The organism is Dyella dinghuensis (assembly GCF_003977615.1).
GTDB lineage: Bacteria > Pseudomonadota > Gammaproteobacteria > Xanthomonadales > Rhodanobacteraceae > Dyella_B > Dyella_B dinghuensis.
In genome coordinates this window covers 720639-739194 of sequence record NZ_RYZR01000005.1, presented here as the reverse complement: position 1 = coordinate 739194, position 18556 = coordinate 720639, and the positions used below count along the sequence as shown (strand labels likewise).

20 protein-coding genes are annotated in these 18556 nt (G+C 59.5%); 9 read left to right on the top strand and 11 right to left on the bottom strand.

Annotation, left to right across the window (positions count from 1 at the left end; translation table 11 throughout):
- The first annotated feature begins 316 nt into the window (after positions 1–316).
- The 7 genes from EKH79_RS10890 (at position 317) to EKH79_RS10860 (ending at position 7076) form a co-directional block, all read left to right on the top strand.
- Positions 317–1276: a 2-dehydro-3-deoxygalactonokinase gene (locus tag EKH79_RS10890; protein WP_126673805.1), complete on the top strand. Its 960-nt coding sequence runs from the start codon at positions 317–319 to the stop codon at positions 1274–1276.
- Entirely contained in the window at positions 1273–1914 is a 642-nt protein-coding gene (locus EKH79_RS10885; protein ID WP_126673804.1) for a 2-dehydro-3-deoxy-6-phosphogalactonate aldolase, read from the top strand. The genes EKH79_RS10890 and EKH79_RS10885 overlap by 4 nt, the downstream gene beginning before the upstream one ends.
- Positions 1911–3059 (top strand): galactonate dehydratase, encoded by a 1149-nt coding sequence (gene dgoD, locus EKH79_RS10880; protein WP_126673803.1) that lies wholly within the window; start codon positions 1911–1913, stop codon positions 3057–3059. The genes EKH79_RS10885 and dgoD overlap by 4 nt, the downstream gene beginning before the upstream one ends.
- Positions 3060–3085: 26 nt before the next feature.
- Positions 3086–3850, top strand: coding sequence for an SDR family NAD(P)-dependent oxidoreductase (locus EKH79_RS10875; RefSeq protein WP_126673802.1), 765 nt, complete (start codon positions 3086–3088; stop codon positions 3848–3850).
- Positions 3847–4737, top strand: a complete 891-nt coding sequence (locus tag EKH79_RS10870) for an SMP-30/gluconolactonase/LRE family protein (RefSeq protein ID WP_126673801.1) — start codon at positions 3847–3849, stop codon at positions 4735–4737. Before EKH79_RS10875 ends, EKH79_RS10870 begins: the two co-directional genes overlap by 4 nt.
- A complete protein-coding gene (locus EKH79_RS10865; RefSeq protein ID WP_325050596.1) occupies positions 4625–6211 on the top strand; it encodes a sugar porter family MFS transporter in 1587 nt (528 codons plus the stop codon). The genes EKH79_RS10870 and EKH79_RS10865 overlap by 113 nt, the downstream gene beginning before the upstream one ends.
- 184 nt (positions 6212–6395) lie before the next feature.
- Positions 6396–7076, top strand: a complete 681-nt coding sequence (locus EKH79_RS10860) for a hypothetical protein (protein ID WP_126673800.1) — start codon at positions 6396–6398, stop codon at positions 7074–7076.
- Positions 7077–7107: 31 nt separating this feature from the next.
- On the opposite strand, the gene EKH79_RS10855 is transcribed toward EKH79_RS10860, so the two are convergent.
- Complete coding sequence (locus EKH79_RS10855) at positions 7108–7590, bottom strand: hypothetical protein (RefSeq protein ID WP_126673799.1); 483 nt, start codon at positions 7588–7590, stop codon at positions 7108–7110.
- Between the two features lie 522 nt (positions 7591–8112).
- Here EKH79_RS10855 and EKH79_RS10850 point away from each other — a divergent pair.
- Positions 8113–8973 (top strand): alpha/beta hydrolase, encoded by an 861-nt coding sequence (locus EKH79_RS10850; protein WP_126673798.1) that lies wholly within the window; start codon positions 8113–8115, stop codon positions 8971–8973.
- A gap of 11 nt (positions 8974–8984) precedes the next feature.
- On the opposite strand, the gene EKH79_RS10845 is transcribed toward EKH79_RS10850, so the two are convergent.
- The gene (locus EKH79_RS10845) at positions 8985–9446 is read right to left on the bottom strand and encodes a GNAT family N-acetyltransferase (RefSeq protein WP_126673797.1); all 462 of its coding nucleotides are present in this window, start codon (positions 9444–9446) and stop codon (positions 8985–8987) included.
- Positions 9447–9572: 126 nt separating this feature from the next.
- Between EKH79_RS10845 and EKH79_RS10840 the strand changes: the two genes are divergently transcribed.
- Positions 9573–10439 carry a methyltransferase domain-containing protein gene (locus EKH79_RS10840; protein WP_126673796.1) on the top strand — a complete coding sequence of 289 codons (867 nt, stop codon included), beginning with the start codon at positions 9573–9575 and terminating at the stop codon, positions 10437–10439.
- Between the two features lie 137 nt (positions 10440–10576).
- Here EKH79_RS10840 and EKH79_RS10835 read toward each other — a convergent pair whose 3' ends face one another.
- From EKH79_RS10835 to EKH79_RS10795, 9 genes are all read right to left on the bottom strand, one after another.
- Entirely contained in the window at positions 10577–10750 is a 174-nt protein-coding gene (locus EKH79_RS10835) for a DUF1328 domain-containing protein (protein WP_126673795.1), read from the bottom strand.
- A 99-nt stretch (positions 10751–10849) separates the two neighbouring features.
- Positions 10850–11080, bottom strand: coding sequence for a CsbD family protein (locus EKH79_RS10830; protein ID WP_126673794.1), 231 nt, complete (start codon positions 11078–11080; stop codon positions 10850–10852).
- Between the two features lie 321 nt (positions 11081–11401).
- Complete coding sequence (locus EKH79_RS10825) at positions 11402–11629, bottom strand: CsbD family protein (protein ID WP_126673793.1); 228 nt, start codon at positions 11627–11629, stop codon at positions 11402–11404.
- Positions 11630–11857: 228 nt separating this feature from the next.
- A complete protein-coding gene (locus tag EKH79_RS10820; protein WP_126673792.1) occupies positions 11858–12652 on the bottom strand; it encodes an AcvB/VirJ family lysyl-phosphatidylglycerol hydrolase in 795 nt (264 codons plus the stop codon).
- On the bottom strand, positions 12649–15210 hold the full coding sequence (gene mprF / locus EKH79_RS10815; protein WP_233590270.1) for a bifunctional lysylphosphatidylglycerol flippase/synthetase MprF: 2562 nt from the start codon (positions 15208–15210) through the stop codon (positions 12649–12651). Before mprF ends, EKH79_RS10820 begins: the two co-directional genes overlap by 4 nt.
- A gap of 229 nt (positions 15211–15439) precedes the next feature.
- Complete coding sequence (locus tag EKH79_RS10810) at positions 15440–16054, bottom strand: hypothetical protein (RefSeq protein ID WP_126673790.1); 615 nt, start codon at positions 16052–16054, stop codon at positions 15440–15442.
- Between the two features lie 132 nt (positions 16055–16186).
- A complete protein-coding gene (queF, locus tag EKH79_RS10805; protein ID WP_126673789.1) occupies positions 16187–17011 on the bottom strand; it encodes an NADPH-dependent 7-cyano-7-deazaguanine reductase QueF in 825 nt (274 codons plus the stop codon).
- 51 nt (positions 17012–17062) lie between these two features.
- Positions 17063–17458: a RidA family protein gene (locus tag EKH79_RS10800; protein WP_126673788.1), complete on the bottom strand. Its 396-nt coding sequence runs from the start codon at positions 17456–17458 to the stop codon at positions 17063–17065.
- A 14-nt stretch (positions 17459–17472) separates the two neighbouring features.
- Positions 17473–18465, bottom strand: a complete 993-nt coding sequence (locus tag EKH79_RS10795; RefSeq protein WP_126673787.1) for an aldo/keto reductase — start codon at positions 18463–18465, stop codon at positions 17473–17475.
- Between the last annotated feature and the right edge of the window lie 91 nt (positions 18466–18556).

Sequence of the window (18556 nt, the reverse complement as noted above, 5' to 3'; positions counted from 1 at the left end):
AGCTGCATCTGGTGAGTTGGGTCACCGCCTGTTTCTTGGATTTCCATCCAGCCTACGAGTACTGGCGCGGAAGCGCAAAGGTCCGGTGCTCGCCTGATTGCGCAAGCAGGCCAAGCAAAAACCTACGCTTCATCAGGCGCATCGGACTATGGGATTCGGCTAAACCGCCACCTGTCGCCCCTAAACATATTGTAGTATTATACGAATAAGGGGCGCAGGGGCGTCGACAGCCCGAGTTGGCATGGCATGCGATGCAACGGATGATCCTGGACGCGCACGCCAACAAGACTGACAAGCGTCGAGGACGAAGGCCGGTATGAACGTAGCGGTGCAACTCATTGGCCTCGACTGGGGTACCTCCAGCCTGCGTGCCTATCTCTATGACGTCGATGGAAACGTCGTGTCGACGCGTCAGCATGCGTGGGGTATACGTCAGTTGCCGGAGGGCAGTTTTTCCGCCGCATTACGTGCCATTACTACTGGCTGGCCGCCCTGCATCATTCTCGCGGCCGGCATGGTGGGTAGCCGGCAAGGCTGGCAGGAGGTGCCTTACGTTGAAGTGCCGGCGGATATCAATGTCATCGCCAAGGGTGTCATGCGCAACAACGCGTGCGCCCGTCATGACATGTGGATCGCACCAGGATTGCTGCAGGACTCGCCGGCCAACGTCATGCGCGGCGAGGAAACCCAAATTATCGGTGCACTGTCCCAACAGTCGGAACATCGGGCGAATGTCCGTTTCGTACTCCCCGGCACGCATAGCAAATGGGTCACCGTCAGCGACGGTCGGATTGCTGCGTTCGATACGATCATGACCGGTGAAATTTACGCACTGCTGATGAAGCATTCCATACTCGGCGCCGGTATGTCGGTCGAAGATCCGCAACCCGTTCCCAACGATGCTTTCCTGCGCGGTCTGCATAGCGCCAGGGAAAGCGGCGCGGCGGGCGCGTTCAGCCGCCTGTTCTCGTCGCGCGCCCTGATGTTGAACAATCAGCTCGATGCCGATGATGTGCCGGAGTTTCTTTCCGGACTATTGATCGGTGAGGAATTTCGCATTGCACTGGTACGCGATGGCGGCGACAGCAGCGTGCCGTTGTGTCTGATTGGCGACCTGTCGCTTTGCAATCGCTACGCTGTGGCCGCCACGTACTTTGGCTATGCGTCCCCGGCCATCATCGGCGATGCGGCCGCGCAAGGGTTATGGCAACTGGCTTCGGCGGCAGGGCTGCATAGTCACGCTAAAACGTATGATTTTTTTGGAATAGACGCATGATCCGCGACTGGTTGAATACCTTGCCTCTCGTAGCGATTCTTCGTGGCATTCGCCCGGACGAAGCGCTCGCTGTCGGCCACGCGCTGCACGACGCCGCATTCCGCATCATCGAAGTGCCGATGAATTCGCCGGAGCCGCTGGAAAGCATCCGGCACTTATCGGCGGCGTTCGGCGATGACTGCCTGATTGGCGCGGGCACGGTGCTACGCAGCGAACAGGTGGCGCAGATCGCTGCCGCCGGCGGTCGCGTGATTGTCATGCCGCATGCAGACGTCGCCCTTATCGCAGCGGCCAAGCGCGCAGGCCTGTATTGCATCCCTGGTGTAGCGACACCGACCGAAGCATTCGCCGCGATCCAAGCCGGTGCCGACGCGATCAAATTATTCCCCGCCGAGCAAATTACCCCCGCCGTACTCAAGGCATGGCGCGCAGTGATACCGCGTGATCTCGCCATGTTGCCGGTGGGCGGCATTACGCCGGAAACCATGACGCCTTATATCGCCGCGGGTGCGGATGGCTTCGGACTCGGCTCGGCGCTTTACGCTCCCGGACGCGAAACGGACGACGTACGCCAGCGCGCGCACGCTTTTGCACAGGCCTGGAAGACGGGCATAGCATCTCAAGGAATCAACGTATGAAGATCACTCGTCTCACGACCTTTCTCGTCCCGCCGCGCTGGTTGTTCGTGCGCATCGATACCGATGAAGGCATCAGCGGCTGGGGCGAACCGGTTGTAGAAGGCCGCGCGCATACCGTCGCCGCCGCTGTGGAAGAGCTGGCCGATTATCTGGTCGGCAAGGACCCGCGCCACGTCGAAGATCACTGGAGCGTGCTATACCGCGGTGGCTTTTATCGCGGCGGTCCGGTGCTGATGAGCGCCATCGCGGGCATCGATCAGGCGCTGTGGGATATCAAGGGCAAGCATCTCGGTGTGCCTGTACATACCTTGCTGGGCGGTCCGGTGCGCGAGCGCATCCGCGTGTATTCGTGGATCGGCGGCGATCGTCCGGCCGATACGGCCAAGGCAGCAAAGGACGCCGTCGCTCGCGGCTTCACCGCCGTCAAGATGAACGCCACGGAGGAGATGCACTTCGTCGATACGCACGCCAAGGTGCAACGCGTATTGGAAAACGTACAGGCGGTGCGTGATGCCGTCGGTCCGGATATCGGTCTCGGTCTGGATTTCCACGGGCGTGTGCACAAGCCGATGGCGAAAGTGCTGATGCGCGAACTGCTGCCCTTCAAACTGATGTTTATCGAAGAGCCTGTGCTTTCCGATCATCTTGAAGCGATTCCCGAACTCGCAGCAATTTCGCCTGCACCGATCGCCTTGGGCGAGCGACTGTATTCACGCTACGACTTCAAGCGCGTCTTCGCGACCGGTGGCGTGGACATCATTCAGCCCGATCCGTCGCACGCTGGCGGCATCACCGAAACGCACAAGATCGCCACGATGGCGGAAGCTTACGATGTGGCGCTGGCGCTGCATTGTCCGCTCGGGCCGATCGCACTGGCGGCCAATCTGCAGCTCGACGCGATCTGCCACAACGCGTTCATCCAGGAGCAGAGCCTGGGCATCCACTACAACGCGGCCAACGATCTGCTGGACTATGTCGTCGATCGCAGCGTGTTCGCCTATGAGGATGGCTTCGTGTCGATTCCCGGCGGCCCGGGCTTGGGCGTGCAGGTCAATGAAGCCTATGTCGCCGAACGCGCGGCGATCGGGCATCGCTGGCGCAATCCGATCTGGCGTCATTCCGACGGCAGCGTGGCCGAGTGGTAAGCACCTCTTTCCCTGCGAGATTCGACATGTCTTCGTTCGCCACGTATCCCAGTCTGGTCGATCGTGCGGTTTTGATTACGGGTGGCGCCACCGGCATCGGCGCAGCATTCGTCACGCAATTCGCGCAACAGGGCGCGCGTGTGGCGTTTCTCGATATCGACGAGAAGGGCGCGGCAGCTTTGCGCGCTGCGTTGCCCGATACGCGTCATGCGCCGATATTCCTGCGCTGCGACGTCACCGATGTAGAGGCATTGCGCGCATCGATCGCCGAGGCGGCTTCGCGCGTCGGAAAAATCAGCGTACTCGTCAACAACGCCGCGAATGATCGGCGCCATCGACTGGAAGACACCACCGTCGAGGAATTCGAGCAGAGTATTGCCGTCAATCTTCGTCATCAGTATTTCGCAACGCAGGCAGTAGTGCCTGGCATGCGTGAGCTGGGCGGTGGTTCGGTGATTTGCCTTGGGTCCACCGGATGGATGATCAAGAACGCGGGCTATCCGATGTATGCGATGGCCAAGTCGGCGGTGCATGGCCTGGTCAATGGCCTCGCGCGCGAGCTGGGCAAGGATCGCATTCGCATCAACGTGCTCGTGCCCGGCTGGGTTATCACCGACAAGCAGCGCGAACTCTGGTTGGACGAAGCCGGTGAGCGCGAAATACAGCAGAAGCAGTGCATGCCCGGCTATCTCGCCGCGGATGACCTTGCGCGCGCCGCGCTGTTTCTTGGCGCGGACGACAGCCGCATGTGCACGGGTCACGACTTTATCGTCGACGGCGGCTGGGCATGACGTTGAGCGCAGCGTTGGTGCTCGATGCACGCAACACGCTGGGCGAAGGCGTGACGTGGTGTCCGCGAGAAAACGTGCTTTATTGGACCGACATCCACCAATCCGTGCTGTGGCGCTTTTGTCCTGCCGACAACAGCACGCGCCAGTGGCGCATGCCCGAGCGTCTCGCCTCATTCGCGTTATGCGAGGACGATAAGTGGCTCTTGCTTGGCTTGGCCAGAGGCCTCGCGTTCTTTCATCTGGAATCGGGTGAGTTGATCCGGATTGCCGAGGTGGAGAAAGGCTTGCCGACACGCCTCAACGACGGTGCCTGCGATCGCCAGGGACGATTTGTATTTGGAACGCTGCACGAGCCCGCGGCAGGCGAGGCGCGCTACGCCGCTGGCAGCTTTTATCGACTTGGTGCGGATCGCGTGCTCGAAAAGCTTCCACTAGGCCCTGTGGCCATTAGCAACAGCATCGCGTTCAGTCCGGATGGGGCGACGATGTACTTCTGCGATTCGGTGACCGGCTTGATACGCCGCTGTGCGTACGGCGATCATGTCGCGGATGCAGGCGTTCATATCGATCTCTCGCATCTGAATGGTGATCCCGACGGTTCCGCCGTGGATGCCGAAGGTGGTTTGTGGAATGCGCAGTGGGGACTGGGCCGCGTGGTGCGCTACGACCGCAACGGCAACGAAGATTTCGTCATCACCGTGCCGACCCGTCAACCCACCCGCATCGCCTTTGGCGGTGCGCATCTGAATACGCTTTACATCACCAGCGCACGCGATGGTCTCAGCGCGGAAGCGCTTGCCCATGACCCGCATGCCGGCGGCCTGTTTGCCGTCGATGTGCCGTTCACCGGCATCGCCGAACCGCGTTTTGCTGGCCATCCTGCGTGACCGCGCCACGCCATGCAATTCACGACACCGACATGAAGATGCCGATCAAGGCATCCAATTCGCTTATCCGACCGGGGAGTCATCCATGAATGCCATTGCTACGCCCGCTGCGACGCACGCGAAAGCGACCGCGGTATTTACCTGCGTGCTCGCTGCGCTCGCCGGACTCATGTTCGGTCTCGACATCGGTGTGATATCGGGCGCCACGCAGTTCATCCAGCGCGATTTCGCGATCTCCGATCATATGGTGGAGTGGATCGTCAGCGGCATGATGTTCGGTGCTGCGATGGGCGCGCTGCTGGCTGGCTGGATGTCGGCTGCATTGGGCCGCAAGCGCTCGCTGATTCTTGGCGCCGTGCTCTTCGTGGTGGGCTCGCTGCTTTGCGGATTCGCGTGGTCGCCCTACACACTGATCGCGGCACGCGTAGTGTTGGGCCTGGCGATCGGCATATCGACGTTTACGGCGCCGCTCTATCTCGCCGAAGTTGCACCCGAATTCATTCGTGGCGCGATGGTTTCGTTGTATCAGTTGATGATCACCATCGGCATCCTGGTCGCGTTTCTCTCCGACACGGCCTTCAGCTATAGCGGAAACTGGCGCTTGATGCTGGGTGTGATCGCGATCCCTGGCGTGTTGTTCTTGTTTGGCGTTTTCTTTCTTCCCGACAGCCCGCGCTGGCTGATGATGCGCAACCGCGAGGCCGAAGCCCTCGATGTACTGCAGCAGCTGCGCGGCAATCCTGACGCGGTGACGCGCGAAGCCAACGAGATCAAAGAGCAATTGCGTACACCCCAGCGCGGCTGGCATTTGTTTCTGGAGAACAGCAATTTTCGCCGCTCGGTCGGTCTTGGCGTGTTGCTGCAGCTGATGCAACAGTTCACCGGCATGAACGTCGTGATGTACTACGCGCCGCGCATCTTCAAGGACATGGGCTACGACACCACCTCACAGATGTGGTTTACCGCCATCGTCGGCCTCACCAACGTGCTGGCCACGTTCATCGCGATCGGCCTGATCGACAAGTGGGGCCGCAAGCCGATCCTGTATACCGGCTTCGCCGTAATGGCGATCGGCCTCGGCGTGGTCGGTGCAATGATGGGCATGGGTGCGGTGTCGCATGCGATGCAGCTGTTCACCGTTGGCATGTTGCTGGTTTTTATCGTGGGTTTTGCGATGTCGGCCGGTCCGCTGATCTGGACCCTATGTTCGGAAGTGCAACCGCTGAAAGGCCGCGACTTCGGCATTGGCTGCTCCACGTTTACCAACTGGATCGCCAATATGATCGTCGGTGCCACCTTCCTCACCTTGCTCAACAGTGTCGGTCACACCGAGACATTCTGGTTGTATGCGGCGCTCAACCTGGTCTTTATCGGTCTCACCTTCTGGCTGGTGCCTGAGACGAAGGGTGTCACGCTTGAGCATATCGAGCGCAACCTGATGAGCGGCCGGAAGTTGCGCGATATCGGGCAGTAAATTTCAGTGATTTTTGAAGGCTTCCGGTCGGCACGCCCGGCCGTGGGCCATTGATCGAGACCTTGCATTCCAGACATATGGAGTCAGGCGAACCGGTTTTGCACTCAAATTCGCGCCTTGTACTTTCCGGTTGGCTTCGAGAGTCGTTACCCTTGCCGGCATATCAGGCCAGGAGTTGTCCGCCATGCATCTGGAGTTGCCCAGCACCGCTCTGAAGTCGTTCAAGGATTTTCTCAAGCACTACCTGATGATTGTGCTCAGTATCCTCACTGCGCTTGGCCTTGAGGCATGGATCGAGCGTGTTCATCATCAACACGCAGCCGAGGCGGCCAGTGAACAGATCGACGCGGAAATCCGCACTAATTTGGTGGAGGTTCGCGAGGCTTTAGCGAAAGACACGCGTCAAGCGGATGTTCTGGGTCGTCTTCGCGACACGCTGGAACAGGATCTGAAAACCAAGGCGCCCGATAAAGACCTCGAGCAACTCGCCCTGACACAAATCCATAGCTTTAATTTCAATCTCAACCTTAGGTGGCCAACATTGCGCCAGGAAGCCTGGGACGTAGCCGTGGCCAACCAGTCGGCAAGTTGGATCGACAGCAAACGCATGTATCGCTATTCGGCTGTCTATGCTGCCCAGCGGGAAACGGCCACGACGCTCGAAAGCAATCTCAGATTGATCATCAATGGCCCAAGAATGATCGACACGATGACCGACCTTCGCTCCGGGAGTTTGGACCCGCATGAGTTACTGCGTGTGGTTGCCCAGATGGACGACATGCAGGAGCAAGCAAAAAGCGATCTCAGCGACCTGGCGCAACAGATGCAGAATGCATTGGACGGCAAGGATTCTGCTGCGCAGTAGCCGTTGCAATGCAACTGCACACCCGGCGTGATCAGTTGCTTGATGCCGTCCTCGCCGATGTCATGCTGTCCAGCGCCATCTGTGCCGCATCCTGTTCGGTCTGCTTGGCTGAGACGAGCACAGTAACGTCGGGAAGATTCTTGTCATCGCGGCGAACGCTGAACTGATAGGCCTTCTCGGCCATATCCGGATGACGCACGAGGGCGGTGGCGTATTTCGACAGGCAACCCGATAGACCCACGTCCTCTGCATTGCAGAGGGCGACATGTTGCGCGCGTGCAACTTTATCGTCGTGACATGACGACAAAGGCTTGCCAGCGGCACCGCAACCCGCCTGCGCCAGGGTCGCGGACACGCCACACTGGCCGACATCGGAACCGGAAGTGATGCAGACGGCGGCGATATCGTCCTGGCCGGCCGGTCCGGCCGGCGTTGCCCTGTCGACCGAACGTACTGTGGCCTGGATGACCGACCCGGCCACCTTTGCGACCCGCGTCACAGTTTGAGGCGTCATGTTTTCGGCAGATCCGTCGGCGTGCGCGACGCCCGTCGACATCATGACGATGAGGGATAGGGATGCTGCGGTACGCATGAATTTCATAAGCGCGACTACTCGATAAGTTCGGATACGACACGCGCGGCGTGCTGATGTAGATCGGCTATCGCGCGATACGCTTTAGTGAAGTGCGTCACGGATTGGCGCGTAAGGTCAAAAAAACAGCCGAATTCACGCGTATTTCACGTGAGCGGCGAGCGTCGGGATTGCGCTGTTTTGCATGTCTAGCATGCATTTCGTACGAGCAAGTGGGGTGTCTGCACGAAATGTTCCGCGCAACGAAAAGTAATCTGCTTGCCGCGATTCGATTTTTCGCACTGAGAACAATTCGTTTGGACGTCCAAATGAAAAGTCTTCGAAGCGACGAAACGGTTTTCGCAAAGGGTTGCGACCGGTGACGTACCGGCTTCCGCGCAGGCCACGGTGGAGGTAATGTAGGTGGGTCGGGCAGGGCGGGCTATGGAACCACGGGCGCATTCAATGGCGGTCAATCAACGTGCCACACATTCGGCTGACCCTGCATGGCTGACCATGCCAGATGGTCAGAAGCTTTTTTTGCGCGATTGGCCCAATCCTTCGGCTCAAAGCGCGGTGCTGATCGTGCATGGCCTGGGCGAACACAGTGGACGCTACGAACAGCTGGCGCAGTGGTTCTTCGCGCGAGGTTTTGCCGTGCGAAGTTACGATCAGCGCGGCCATGGTCACACGCCCGGTCAGCGCAGCGCGCTCCGGCATAGCGACGATCTGCTGCAAGACCTTGCGACGGTTTACAACGATTACGCGCGCGCCACCGGTCGGGCACCCCTGCTGCTCGGGCATAGCATGGGCGGTCTCGTCGCGGTACGAACGGTGCTCGATCGTCGCATCGAACCGCCGGCCCTGGTGTTGTCGTCACCCGCCTTGCGCAGCTATGAGGGGCCGTGGCTACGTCGTTTGGCCAGCGTGTTGACGCGGGTATCGCCGAATCTTCCTTTGCGCAACGGCCTGAAGCTGGATGGGTTGTCGCACGACGCCAATGTGATCGAGGCGTATCGAAACGATCCGCTCTGCAGCAACAAGGTCACGCCGCGTCTGGCCGATTTCATTTTTCGTGCCGGCGCATCCAGCGTGACGGATGCGTGGCAGTTGCGTGTACCGACTCTTCTGCTCGTTGCCGGCAGCGACCGGCTTGTGGACCCATCCGGCAGCCGCGATTTTTCGTCGGGGGCATGGGCCACGAAGCATCTCACCAGCCGCTTTTTCGATACGCTCTACCATGAGCTGTTCAATGAAACCGAAACGGGCCGGCACCAGGTGCTGGCGCAGCTCGCCGAATGGATCCGGCGCCAATCACTGTCCTGACGGCGCTGTCGTTACAGGCGAACTTTCCGATACACGATGAAACCCGACTTGTCGGCGACACGGTCGTAAAGCGCCATCGCCGTTGCGTTCGTTTCGTGCGTATGCCAGTAGATGCGTGGGCAATCCACCATCGCAGCGCGCCGATAGACTTCCTCGATCAACGCGCGCCCGACACCCGCGCCACGTGCCGCTTCATCGGTGAACAGGTCCTGCATATAGCAAGTCGGTTCGCGCTGAATCGTACTTCGGTGGAAAAGATAGTGCGCAAGACCTATCAGCGCGCCTTCGCGTTCTGCGACGAGAGCGTGCATGGGTTCATCGGTGTCGAAAAATCGCGCCCAGGTCGTTTTCGTAATCTCTTCCGGCAACGCCGTGGATCCCTTTCTGCCATAGAAAGCGTTATAACCATCCCACAATGGCTTCCATGCCTGGAAATCCTCTTTTCCCACGGAACGAACCTTGATCGATTGCATTCGATGCCTCTTGGGTTTTCGCTTTCGCACTCTGGAAGCAGAACATGTACCCCCATCCTTTCGAGAGGCATTCATGCGCGAGCCTGATGCGTTCGAGGCCGGATATCTGCCGCGAGAAGCGCCGCCATGAACGCGCAAGGCAGGTTATCGCGTCTCCTCGTGGAGCTGCAGTCCGATCGCACTCTATACGTGACCGACAATTGGCGAAGGCGGCTGGATGCACTCGACCGGCTTGAATCGTGTCTTATTCACGAGGATGCCGAAGCCGACAGGGCAATGCTCGATCAGGTATCGAAAATAGGGGCCGAACTTGAGGCATCCAATCGTGACTTCTACGAATCCCTGCGTCGCGACATACGGGCAGGGAGCGGTGCACATCGCCTCATGCAGTGCACGCATGAGGCGGATCATGATGAAAAGAACGCCGGCCGGGCAGGCAGCGAAAGGTACGACGACCTGGACGTGCTGGTCAGCGGCGTTCTGCAACTGGATGAACCGCACGACGTCAGCGCCGAACTTGCACCGGACATGGTGTTCTACCAGCCGACGCCAGCGACGCAGATTTTTCAATTCATCAGCCGCACCGGGTTGAATGAGCAAGACGTTCTTGTCGACCTCGGTGCCGGTCTTGGTCACGTACCTTTGCTTGCGGCGATTTGCTCTTCGGCGCGTTGCATCGGCATCGAATGCGAGCCCGCATACGTCGCCAGCGCGAGAAAGAGTGCTAGCGATTTGAGGCTGAACAACGCGACGTTTCTCGCGCAAGACGTGCGCGATGCTGATTTTTCACAGGGCACGTTGTTCTATCTGTACACACCGTTCACTGGGACACTGTTGCACGAGGTGATGAGCATGCTCCGACATGAAGCGGCGCAGCGCGAGATTCGCATCGGTACGCTTGGCCCGTGCACGGAAGTTGTCGCGCAGGAAAGCTGGCTGCAAACGGACGATACGATGACGCCGCATGAGATCGTGATATTTCGCAACGGTTAGATACGCGGCCCAGATAGGGCCGCCCGGCGCAAGCAACCCGCACATCGTTGGTTTGTAGCGACCCGGTTTCGTCGCTCAAAGTTACAAAAAAAAGCGGCACCCTAAGGTGCCGCGATCTTCGGTATTGATATCGATCGTTATAAACGTGGTCCGCGTCGTATGCCGCCAAAGATCAGCGACAGCACGAACAGGACAACAAACACGATGAAGAGAATTTTTGCGATGCTCGCCGCACCGGCGGCGATGCCGCCAAAGCCGAACACGGCGGCGATGATGGCGATAACGAAAAATACGGCAGCCCAGTAAAGCATGGCGATCTCCTACGGTGAAGGTTAAACGTGGAATGATCTGAATGGCGTACCGGCTTTGTCAGTAAAGAAGACGGCTCGGTCGGCGCGCGAGCGCAATCATCAATGGCGACGAGGTGTCTTCTGTCGGCTCATGCTCAAGTCCTCTTCGAACTCGCGCACCTGCCGTTCTGCTTCGTCGCGTGCGATGCCATAACGTTCCTGCAACCGGCCCGCGAGCATGTCGGCATTGCCTTCGACAACTTTCATGTCGTCGTCGGTCAATTTGCCCCATTGTTCCTTGATCTTGCCGCTGACCTGTTTCCACTGACCAGCAATGGTGTCGTGATTCATACATTTACCTCGTGCTGACGATTTCGACGTGCCGACAACTCCTGTCGACAGCATCGATTCGATCAATCGCGCCGTGAACGAGATGTCCGTGTGATGTACGTGCGAGTCGGAGCGGTTCAGTCAAGTGAAGTCGATCGTCACGCAGCATTTGCAATGCTTGGATGCCGTGCAGCAGCGCTTGGCTGCGCCGCCGACTGCGAAGTCCAGAGTCAGTGTCGAGGCGATGATGGGGGTGGCTAACGTGCCTTATTCCATCGTCCCCGCACCAGCCAGAATAATTTGAACAACGGAACGTGCTGGTGCGGGGTCCGCGTGTGTTGATTAGTGGTGAGTCGTCGTGCCGCCGCGTTTGTTCAATTCGCGCTCGAACGCACGTACCTGCTTTTCAGCTTCTTCGTGGGCGATGCCATAGCGTTCTTCGACTTTGCCGGTGAGATATTCCATGCTTCCTTCGGCAACCTTCAGATCATTGTCGGTCAGTTTTCCCCAGTGCTGTTTGATATTGCCGGAGAGCTGTTTCCATTGACCCTTGATGATGTCTTGATTCATGACAGTACCTCTTGGGATTCGGACGCATGAGTAGACACTCGTGGTGTGCATCAGGCACATGCTCCCGATGCAGTAACCAATTTGATCACCTTCGGCGTAAATCCGGTGTTGGAGGTATGTGCAGACAGCCTGCATGTCATTCACGTTGATCAAGATGAATGATTGGACGCGCGGTCCGCTGAAATCGCGACGGAGCGATGCACGCGTTAGTGCATCGCTTAATGCGTCTTAAGGCGATGTTGTTTGTGGCGATGCCGGTGCGTCGCTTGGCAGGTCGCCGATCATGCGCGTGGCAAGGCCATCATAGTTGTAGTCAAAATGATGATCACCCGGCATTTCGTAAACCTTCACCCATTTGGGCAAGGTCGGGTCGCTGCAGGCGCTGTCGTCGCTGTCATCGTGACCGTAGTAGCAAATCACGGGCGGCTTGTTCTGCAAGGCAGCAATGCGCGGGAGAGCTGGGAAGTGCGGCACCGGATTGAGCCATTCCATAAACGCCTTGGTATGCGTCTTGAGCCAGTTCTCGGTCATATAGCCTTCCAGCTCGACCTCGAAATTCGTATCGCGGCTGGGCGAAAGCAGCACGATCTGCGAAACGCGTGCGCGGTTCTGCGGGCTCAGCTTTTCGACAATCGTGGGTACCACGTCTGCGCCGAACGAAAAGCCGATCACCCATACTTTCTGTTTGTGCCACTGCGTGGTGTACTTGTTGATCAGTGCGTCGAGGTCCTTCGCCGATTCTTCCGGCGAGCGATTGCGCCAGTAGTAAGAAAGGCAGCTGATGCCGAGCACCGGTATGCCGCGCGCAACGAGACGGTTGCCGACTTCCTTATCGAGATCGCGCCAGCCGCCATCGCCGGAATAGAAAACCGCGAGCACGTCGTCGTGGCCGGCAGGTGCCTGCGCCGTAGCTGGGAGTTTTACGGTGGCCTCTTCCAGGCTCGGGCGCGGAAGTGGTTTGAAGATAAAGAGCGCGGCGACGATAGCGGCAATCACTACGACCGCGACAAGACGAAATTTCATCGGCGCACCACTCCGGTCAGGCCGCCTGAAATGAGGCTGGCAACATTAGTAAGCACCACCGGTAACGCGATGCCGCCCGGGACCGCCATATAGCGCGGCTCCCATTCGGGATCGAATTTGTCTTTGTAGCGGTGCAAACCCTGGAAATTATAGAAGCGTTCGCCACGGCCGAAGATCAGTGCGCCGAAACGGTTCCACAGCGGTGCCTGGCGGCGGCTCTGCAAGCCCGAGAGCGGCGCCATGCCGAGGTTGAACCAACGATAGCCTTCGGCCTTGGCCCAAAGCATCAGCTCGACGAAGAGGTAATCCATTAGTCCGGTGGGGCCATCTGGCAACTGGCGCATCAGATCGACGGAGGCCTCTTCCTTGCTGTCTTCGCAGAGGAACAGATTGGCGAAGGCGACCGGTTTGTCGTCTTGCCACACTACCGCCATCGGTGTGCGCGACAGGTAACGCTCGTCGAATGCGCCAAGCGAGAAGCCTTTCTCGCGCGTGCGCTTATCGCGCAACCACGCATCGGATACGGATTTGAGTTTCGGCAGCAGTGCAGGAACGTGTTGAGCCGCTACGACCTCAAGCCGCAAGCCTTCGCGATGCAATTTGTTGACGGTGCCGCGCAATGTTTTCTTGGACTTGCCGTCGAGATTGAAGTGTTCCAACAGCACGCGCGCTTCTTCGCCGATCTTCAGAAGACTCATACCGACTTCGAGATACAGATCCAGATCCGCCGGCGTGACTTGATAGAACACCGGCCAGCCACCGCCGCGCTCGCAGCGTTCGCGGAAGGTCCAGACCAGCTCCTGGCGTGCGCGCTCGTCGTGGCCGACCGGATCACCCATCGCCACCCAGCTGCGGCCTTCGATGCCGTACATGAGAAACGCTTTGCCGTCGGGATCGAACAGCAAACTCTTGTCGCCCATCAACGCCAGGTGTGCTTGTGCGGAGGAGTAATGCTTGATCAGCGGCGTTGCGCGCGCCAATTCCGATTCGTCGGGAAGCGTAGGGCGCGGACGTGCGGAACGAATCAACGTCGTCAGCGCAAACAGCAGCGCTACGCCCGTTGCGCCCACCAGCGCGCGCAACGCACGCGGCGCGTTGCCGTGATAGAAACTGAATTGCCACCACAGGTCGCGGCTGTATTCAACATGTTGATAGCTGAAGAACACCAGCCATACCGTGCAGCCGAGCACCGTCGCACAGGCAAGAAACCAGCCGAACGAGAACGTCATGTCGAACAGCGACGCGCGCCGGTAGAACAGACGGTGTGCGGGCGCCAGGGCGACGGCGAGCAAGATCAGCAGACCCGCTTCTTCGTAATCGATGCCTTTCAGCAACTGCGCCACGGCACCGGCGATCAACAAAATCAGCGTGAGCCAATAGGCAGCGTCGAGTCGCCGTTGCAAGCCGCGCGCGAGAATCAGCAACGACATGCCGATGACGCTGCTGAGAAAATGCGACGCTTCCATCACTGGCAGCGGCAAGATATCGCTGAGCAATTCCAATCGGCCGGGCAACACAGCAGTGGCGCCGGAGAACAGCAATACTGCACCGGATACCAAGGTGAGTCCGGAGAAGAACGGCGGCAGCAATCCGTTGAACCATGGCGTCAGCAACGCAGCCTGCCGTAATCCGCGTGCTTCGCGTACCACCACCACGACAGCCGCCGCACAAAGCGGCAGCAGATAGTAGACACCGCGATAGGCGGCCAGCGCGCCGAGAATGGGTGCGGACAGCGCCTGATTGCCGGTGGCGCCGAAGCCCGCAAGCATCACCGCTTCGAACACACCCAGGCCGCCCGGTACGTGACTGATCAAGCCAGCAATTTGCGCCAGAGCGAAAATCGCGAGGAACGAACCGAAATGCAGCACCAGCTCGTCAGGCATCAACGCGTAGAGCACTGCCGCCGCCAGACCCCAGTCGATGGCGCCGACAACAACCTGCCGAAGTCCGATCGAGACGGGTGGAAGCCGCACGTCCCAGCGCCACAGCTTTACCGGACGCCGGAATATCGCGCCGCCGGCCAGCCACAGCAGTGGAATCGCACACAGCACAATCCCAAGCAGTAAGTGCACAGATCCCAGCGGCAGACTGCGCGGAATCGGCACGAACAACAACGTCACGCCGGTAATGGCAAACAGGCCCAGCCAGAAACTGATCGTGCAGAACAGCACGACCTTGGCGACTTCTATCGTCGACAAGCCGGCCTGGATATAGAAGCGGTAGCGAATGGAACCGGACACCAGCATCGCCATGCCCAGCGTGTTGCTGAAGGCGTAACTGATGAAGGAGATCAGTGCGACACGCGGACGCGGCAATTTGCGGCCGATCGCGTTCAAGGCGAACAAGTCGTACAGCGGCATCACCGCATAACCAAGCGCGGTGAGCACGATGGCCTGACCGATACGTCCGCGACGCAGGCGATGCATGTACTCGCCAACCTGGTGGTAACTCACCTCGCCAGCCAGCCGGTACAGCGCCCAGAGCGCCAGACACAGCATCAACACCGATAACGCAGGACCGCCGAATCGACGCAACCAGACCGGGCCCGGCCGGCTCAAGGCATCTTCCTGGCTAAGGACTTCGGCCCCGCCTTGTTGCTCCACGTTGAAACGGCCTCTCGATTTCCCCGAGACGGCGATGGTGCCATACCGGGCATTGCAGAGAAAAACTCACGAAGCGTTCTGGGGCTTCGATGGCGCATTCGTCATAAGCACAGGTGCCGCGACGAATCGCACAACAAAAGGGCGCCCTCGCGGGGCGCCCCGGGTCACTGCTTGTCGAAGCGGCTTAGCTCTTCTTCACTTCGAACTGCTTGCTCGCGACCTGCTTGCCGTCGAGCGAGATGTCCACCTTGTACTTGCCTTCCGGCCACAGGTTCGGATTGACCACGCGGAACGTGGTGGTGGCCGGACCGTCGGCAGTGATCGACTGGCTGGTGCTGGTGACCAGCTGGCCACTGCCTTCCAGATAGCTCCACTTCGCGTTGAGCGTTGCACCGGCAGTGGTACCGCTGGTGTCGACGCTCACATAGATGGTCTTCTGGCTCGGCGAGAACGAAAGCACTTCCTTGCGCACTTTATGATCCGGCGTGACCGTATCGCCCAACGTCACCGTGGCCACCTGGAAACCGTTGTCGGCAGCAGCCGGTGCAGCGGTGGGCGGCGTCGGCGCGGCAGCAGCGGTGCTGGCGGCAGCCGGAGCGGCAGCGGTATGTGCAGCGGCCGGAGCAGCGGCCGTGCTGGCCGGGGCCGGTTTGGCCGGCGCAGTGCTCGGCGCGGCCGGAGCCGTGCTGGAAGGAGCCGGTTGATTCGCCGACTGATCGTTCTTGCCACAGGCGCTGAGCACCAGCAGGCCGGCGAACGTAACGCTGTAAAGAGCGGCGGAACGGGCGGTGAGTTTCATGTGCGGGATTCCGAAAGGTGGGACATGAGACGGGTAAACCGTCGGCCTGCAAAATCAAACCAGTTGTTAAGGCTAGCGCCGCTGATCTGAAGTGCCGATGACCGGGGGCGCAGAGTGTAACCGGTTGCGGCGCTATTGCCTCGCCCCGCGAACATTGGCCGGGAGGTCCTTGTCGGTGCTGCGGAAAGGGTTGATATCCAGCCCTCCCCGGCGGGTGTAGCGAGCGTAAACGCTAAGTCGCTGCGGTGTGCAGCGCTTCATCACATCCATGAAGATGCGTTCCACGCATTGTTCATGGAATTCGTTGTGGGTACGGAAGGAGACGAGGTATCGCAATAAGCCCTCGCGGTCGATCGGCGCGCCCTGATAGCGGATCTGCACACTGCCCCAATCGGGCTGTCCGGTGACGGGGCAGTTGGAGCGCAGCAGGTCCGAAATCAGCGTTTCTTCAACCATATCGGCATGCTGATCGGCGCGCAGGTAATCGGCCTTGGGCGGACCGTAATCGTCGATTTTCACCGGCAGCGTGTCGATCAATTCCCCATCGAGGTCGGCGAACGTATGCGCTGCTGCACGTGGCGCCTGGATATGCACCATCACTGGCGCACCTGCCGCGCGGGACAGATCCTGCTGCAATAGCGCACTCAGCGCGGCGGCGTTGGCCACCGGTTCCTGCGCAAATCCGTTGAGATAAAGCTTGAACGACTTGGACTCGATGATGTTCGGCGAACTCGCCGGCACATGGAATTCCGCCACCGCTGCGATGGGTTTCCCGTGCATGTCCAGCCAGGACAATTCGTAAGCGTTCCAGATATCCACGCCCTGGAAAGGCAACGGCTGGGTGACGCCGATCTCATCGCGCTTGGTTTGGCGAGGAATCGGAAACAGCAGACTGGGGTCGTAACGGTCGGCGTAGACGGTGTGCTTGCCGAGCGGGGAGTGATCGGGGGTGCTCATCCGGTTATTTTAATGAGAAGTGCCTTCCTTGGCGCTTCCCGGGTGCAGCCGTCAGTTTCCGCAGAGCGCGACCGCTTCCACTTCCAGCCATGCAGCGGGGTGGAACAGCTGGGCGACCTGGATGGCCGAGCTGGCCGTGGCATGTTCGCTGGCGATGTGGCGATCGCGAACTTCGCGAAAGGCTGGCAGATCGCGCCCGATATCGGTGAAAAACGACGTCAGCTTGATGATCCGGTCAAATCCGCTGTCCCCGGCCTTGAGTGCCGCACCGAGGTTGGAAAATACCTGCTCGGCCTGCATCCGAAAATCGCCGATGCCGACCAGTTCTCCGGTCGGCCCCAGCGGTACCTGCCCGGAAACGAAGAGCAGATTCCCGACACGCGCCGCGGCTTTGATACCTGGAATCGTAAACAACGAAGACGGCTGTATACGTTCGATCGTGTCCATGATTTTCTCGATGATCACTTGTTGATATGCGTCATGCCGGCCGCCGCGTAGCGAGCACCAGCCACCGCTTCGGGCGGGAAAATACGATCGATCGAGGCCAGTTCGTTCTGATCGAGCGTCACGGCCACGGCGCCGAGATTTTCGTCCAGGCGCGAACGGCGACGCGTACCCGGAATCGGCACGATGTCTTCGCCTTGTGCGAGTAACCAGGCAAGGGCGAGTTGCGCCGGTGTGCAGCCTTTCTCCTTCGCCAGCGCTTGCACCTGGTGCACCAACTGCAGATTGCGCGCGAAATTTTCGCCCTGGAAACGCGGGTTATTGCGGCGGAAATCGTCGGCGTCGAAATCCTCGGGCTTGGTGATCGCGCCGGTAAGAAAGCCGCGCCCCAACGGGGAGTACGCCACGAATGCGATATCGAGTTTGCGGCACATGTCGAGCGTATCGTTCTCTTCCGGATCGCGCGTCCACAACGACAGTTCGCTTTGCAATGCGGTGATCTTATGCACCTTGTCGGCACGCTCGATGGTCTGCGCGGAGGCCTCCGACAAGCCCAGGTAGCGCACCTTGCCGGCCTTCACCAGATCCGCCATCGCACCAACGGTGTCCTCGATCGGCGTGTCCAGATCAACACGGTGCTGGTAGTAAAGATCGATGTGATCCACGCCCAGGCGTTTCAGGCTCGCATCGCATGCGCTGCGCACATATTCCGGACGACCGCTGATCGCGCGCTTGGTCGGATCGGCAGCATCGCGCACGACCCCGAACTTTGTCGCAAGAAAGACCTGGTCGCGTCGATCTTTGATGGCTTTGCCGACCAGCTGTTCGTTGGTGAAAGGGCCGTACATATCGGCCGTATCCAGCAAGGTGATGCCGCGATCCAATGCGTGGTGGATGGTGGCGATGGATTCGGCGTCGTCGCGCGGTCCGTAGAAATCGCTCATGCCCATGCAGCCAAGACCGAGGGCGGAAACCTTGGGGCCGTTCTTGCCGAGTGTGCGAGTTTGCATGGGTTGCCTCATGGTGGGGAGTGGCACATTGTCGGCACAGGCGCGGGTGCGATAAATACTCAATAATGAGCATCACTATTTCATTCAGTGA

What these genes read in the sequence shown, in the direction of transcription:
- EKH79_RS10890 (WP_126673805.1), top strand. Translation starts at nt 317, where the DNA reads ATGAACGTAGCGGTGCAACTCATTGGCCTCGACTGGGGTACCTCCAGC.
- EKH79_RS10885 (WP_126673804.1), top strand. Translation starts at nt 1,273, where the DNA reads ATGATCCGCGACTGGTTGAATACCTTGCCTCTCGTAGCGATTCTTCGT.
- dgoD (WP_126673803.1), top strand. Translation starts at nt 1,911, where the DNA reads ATGAAGATCACTCGTCTCACGACCTTTCTCGTCCCGCCGCGCTGGTTG.
- EKH79_RS10875 (WP_126673802.1), top strand. Translation starts at nt 3,086, where the DNA reads ATGTCTTCGTTCGCCACGTATCCCAGTCTGGTCGATCGTGCGGTTTTG.
- EKH79_RS10870 (WP_126673801.1), top strand. Translation starts at nt 3,847, where the DNA reads ATGACGTTGAGCGCAGCGTTGGTGCTCGATGCACGCAACACGCTGGGC.
- EKH79_RS10865 (WP_325050596.1), top strand. Translation starts at nt 4,625, where the DNA reads ATGGTCTCAGCGCGGAAGCGCTTGCCCATGACCCGCATGCCGGCGGCC.
- EKH79_RS10860 (WP_126673800.1), top strand. Translation starts at nt 6,396, where the DNA reads ATGCATCTGGAGTTGCCCAGCACCGCTCTGAAGTCGTTCAAGGATTTT.
- EKH79_RS10855 (WP_126673799.1), bottom strand. Translation starts at nt 7,590, where the DNA reads ATGACGCCTCAAACTGTGACGCGGGTCGCAAAGGTGGCCGGGTCGGTC.
- EKH79_RS10850 (WP_126673798.1), top strand. Translation starts at nt 8,113, where the DNA reads ATGGCGGTCAATCAACGTGCCACACATTCGGCTGACCCTGCATGGCTG.
- EKH79_RS10845 (WP_126673797.1), bottom strand. Translation starts at nt 9,446, where the DNA reads ATGCAATCGATCAAGGTTCGTTCCGTGGGAAAAGAGGATTTCCAGGCA.
- EKH79_RS10840 (WP_126673796.1), top strand. Translation starts at nt 9,573, where the DNA reads ATGAACGCGCAAGGCAGGTTATCGCGTCTCCTCGTGGAGCTGCAGTCC.
- EKH79_RS10835 (WP_126673795.1), bottom strand. Translation starts at nt 10,750, where the DNA reads ATGCTTTACTGGGCTGCCGTATTTTTCGTTATCGCCATCATCGCCGCC.
- EKH79_RS10830 (WP_126673794.1), bottom strand. Translation starts at nt 11,080, where the DNA reads ATGAATCACGACACCATTGCTGGTCAGTGGAAACAGGTCAGCGGCAAG.
- EKH79_RS10825 (WP_126673793.1), bottom strand. Translation starts at nt 11,629, where the DNA reads ATGAATCAAGACATCATCAAGGGTCAATGGAAACAGCTCTCCGGCAAT.
- EKH79_RS10820 (WP_126673792.1), bottom strand. Translation starts at nt 12,652, where the DNA reads ATGAAATTTCGTCTTGTCGCGGTCGTAGTGATTGCCGCTATCGTCGCC.
- EKH79_RS10810 (WP_126673790.1), bottom strand. Translation starts at nt 16,054, where the DNA reads ATGAAACTCACCGCCCGTTCCGCCGCTCTTTACAGCGTTACGTTCGCC.
- queF (WP_126673789.1), bottom strand. Translation starts at nt 17,011, where the DNA reads ATGAGCACCCCCGATCACTCCCCGCTCGGCAAGCACACCGTCTACGCC.
- EKH79_RS10800 (WP_126673788.1), bottom strand. Translation starts at nt 17,458, where the DNA reads ATGGACACGATCGAACGTATACAGCCGTCTTCGTTGTTTACGATTCCA.
- EKH79_RS10795 (WP_126673787.1), bottom strand. Translation starts at nt 18,465, where the DNA reads ATGCAAACTCGCACACTCGGCAAGAACGGCCCCAAGGTTTCCGCCCTC.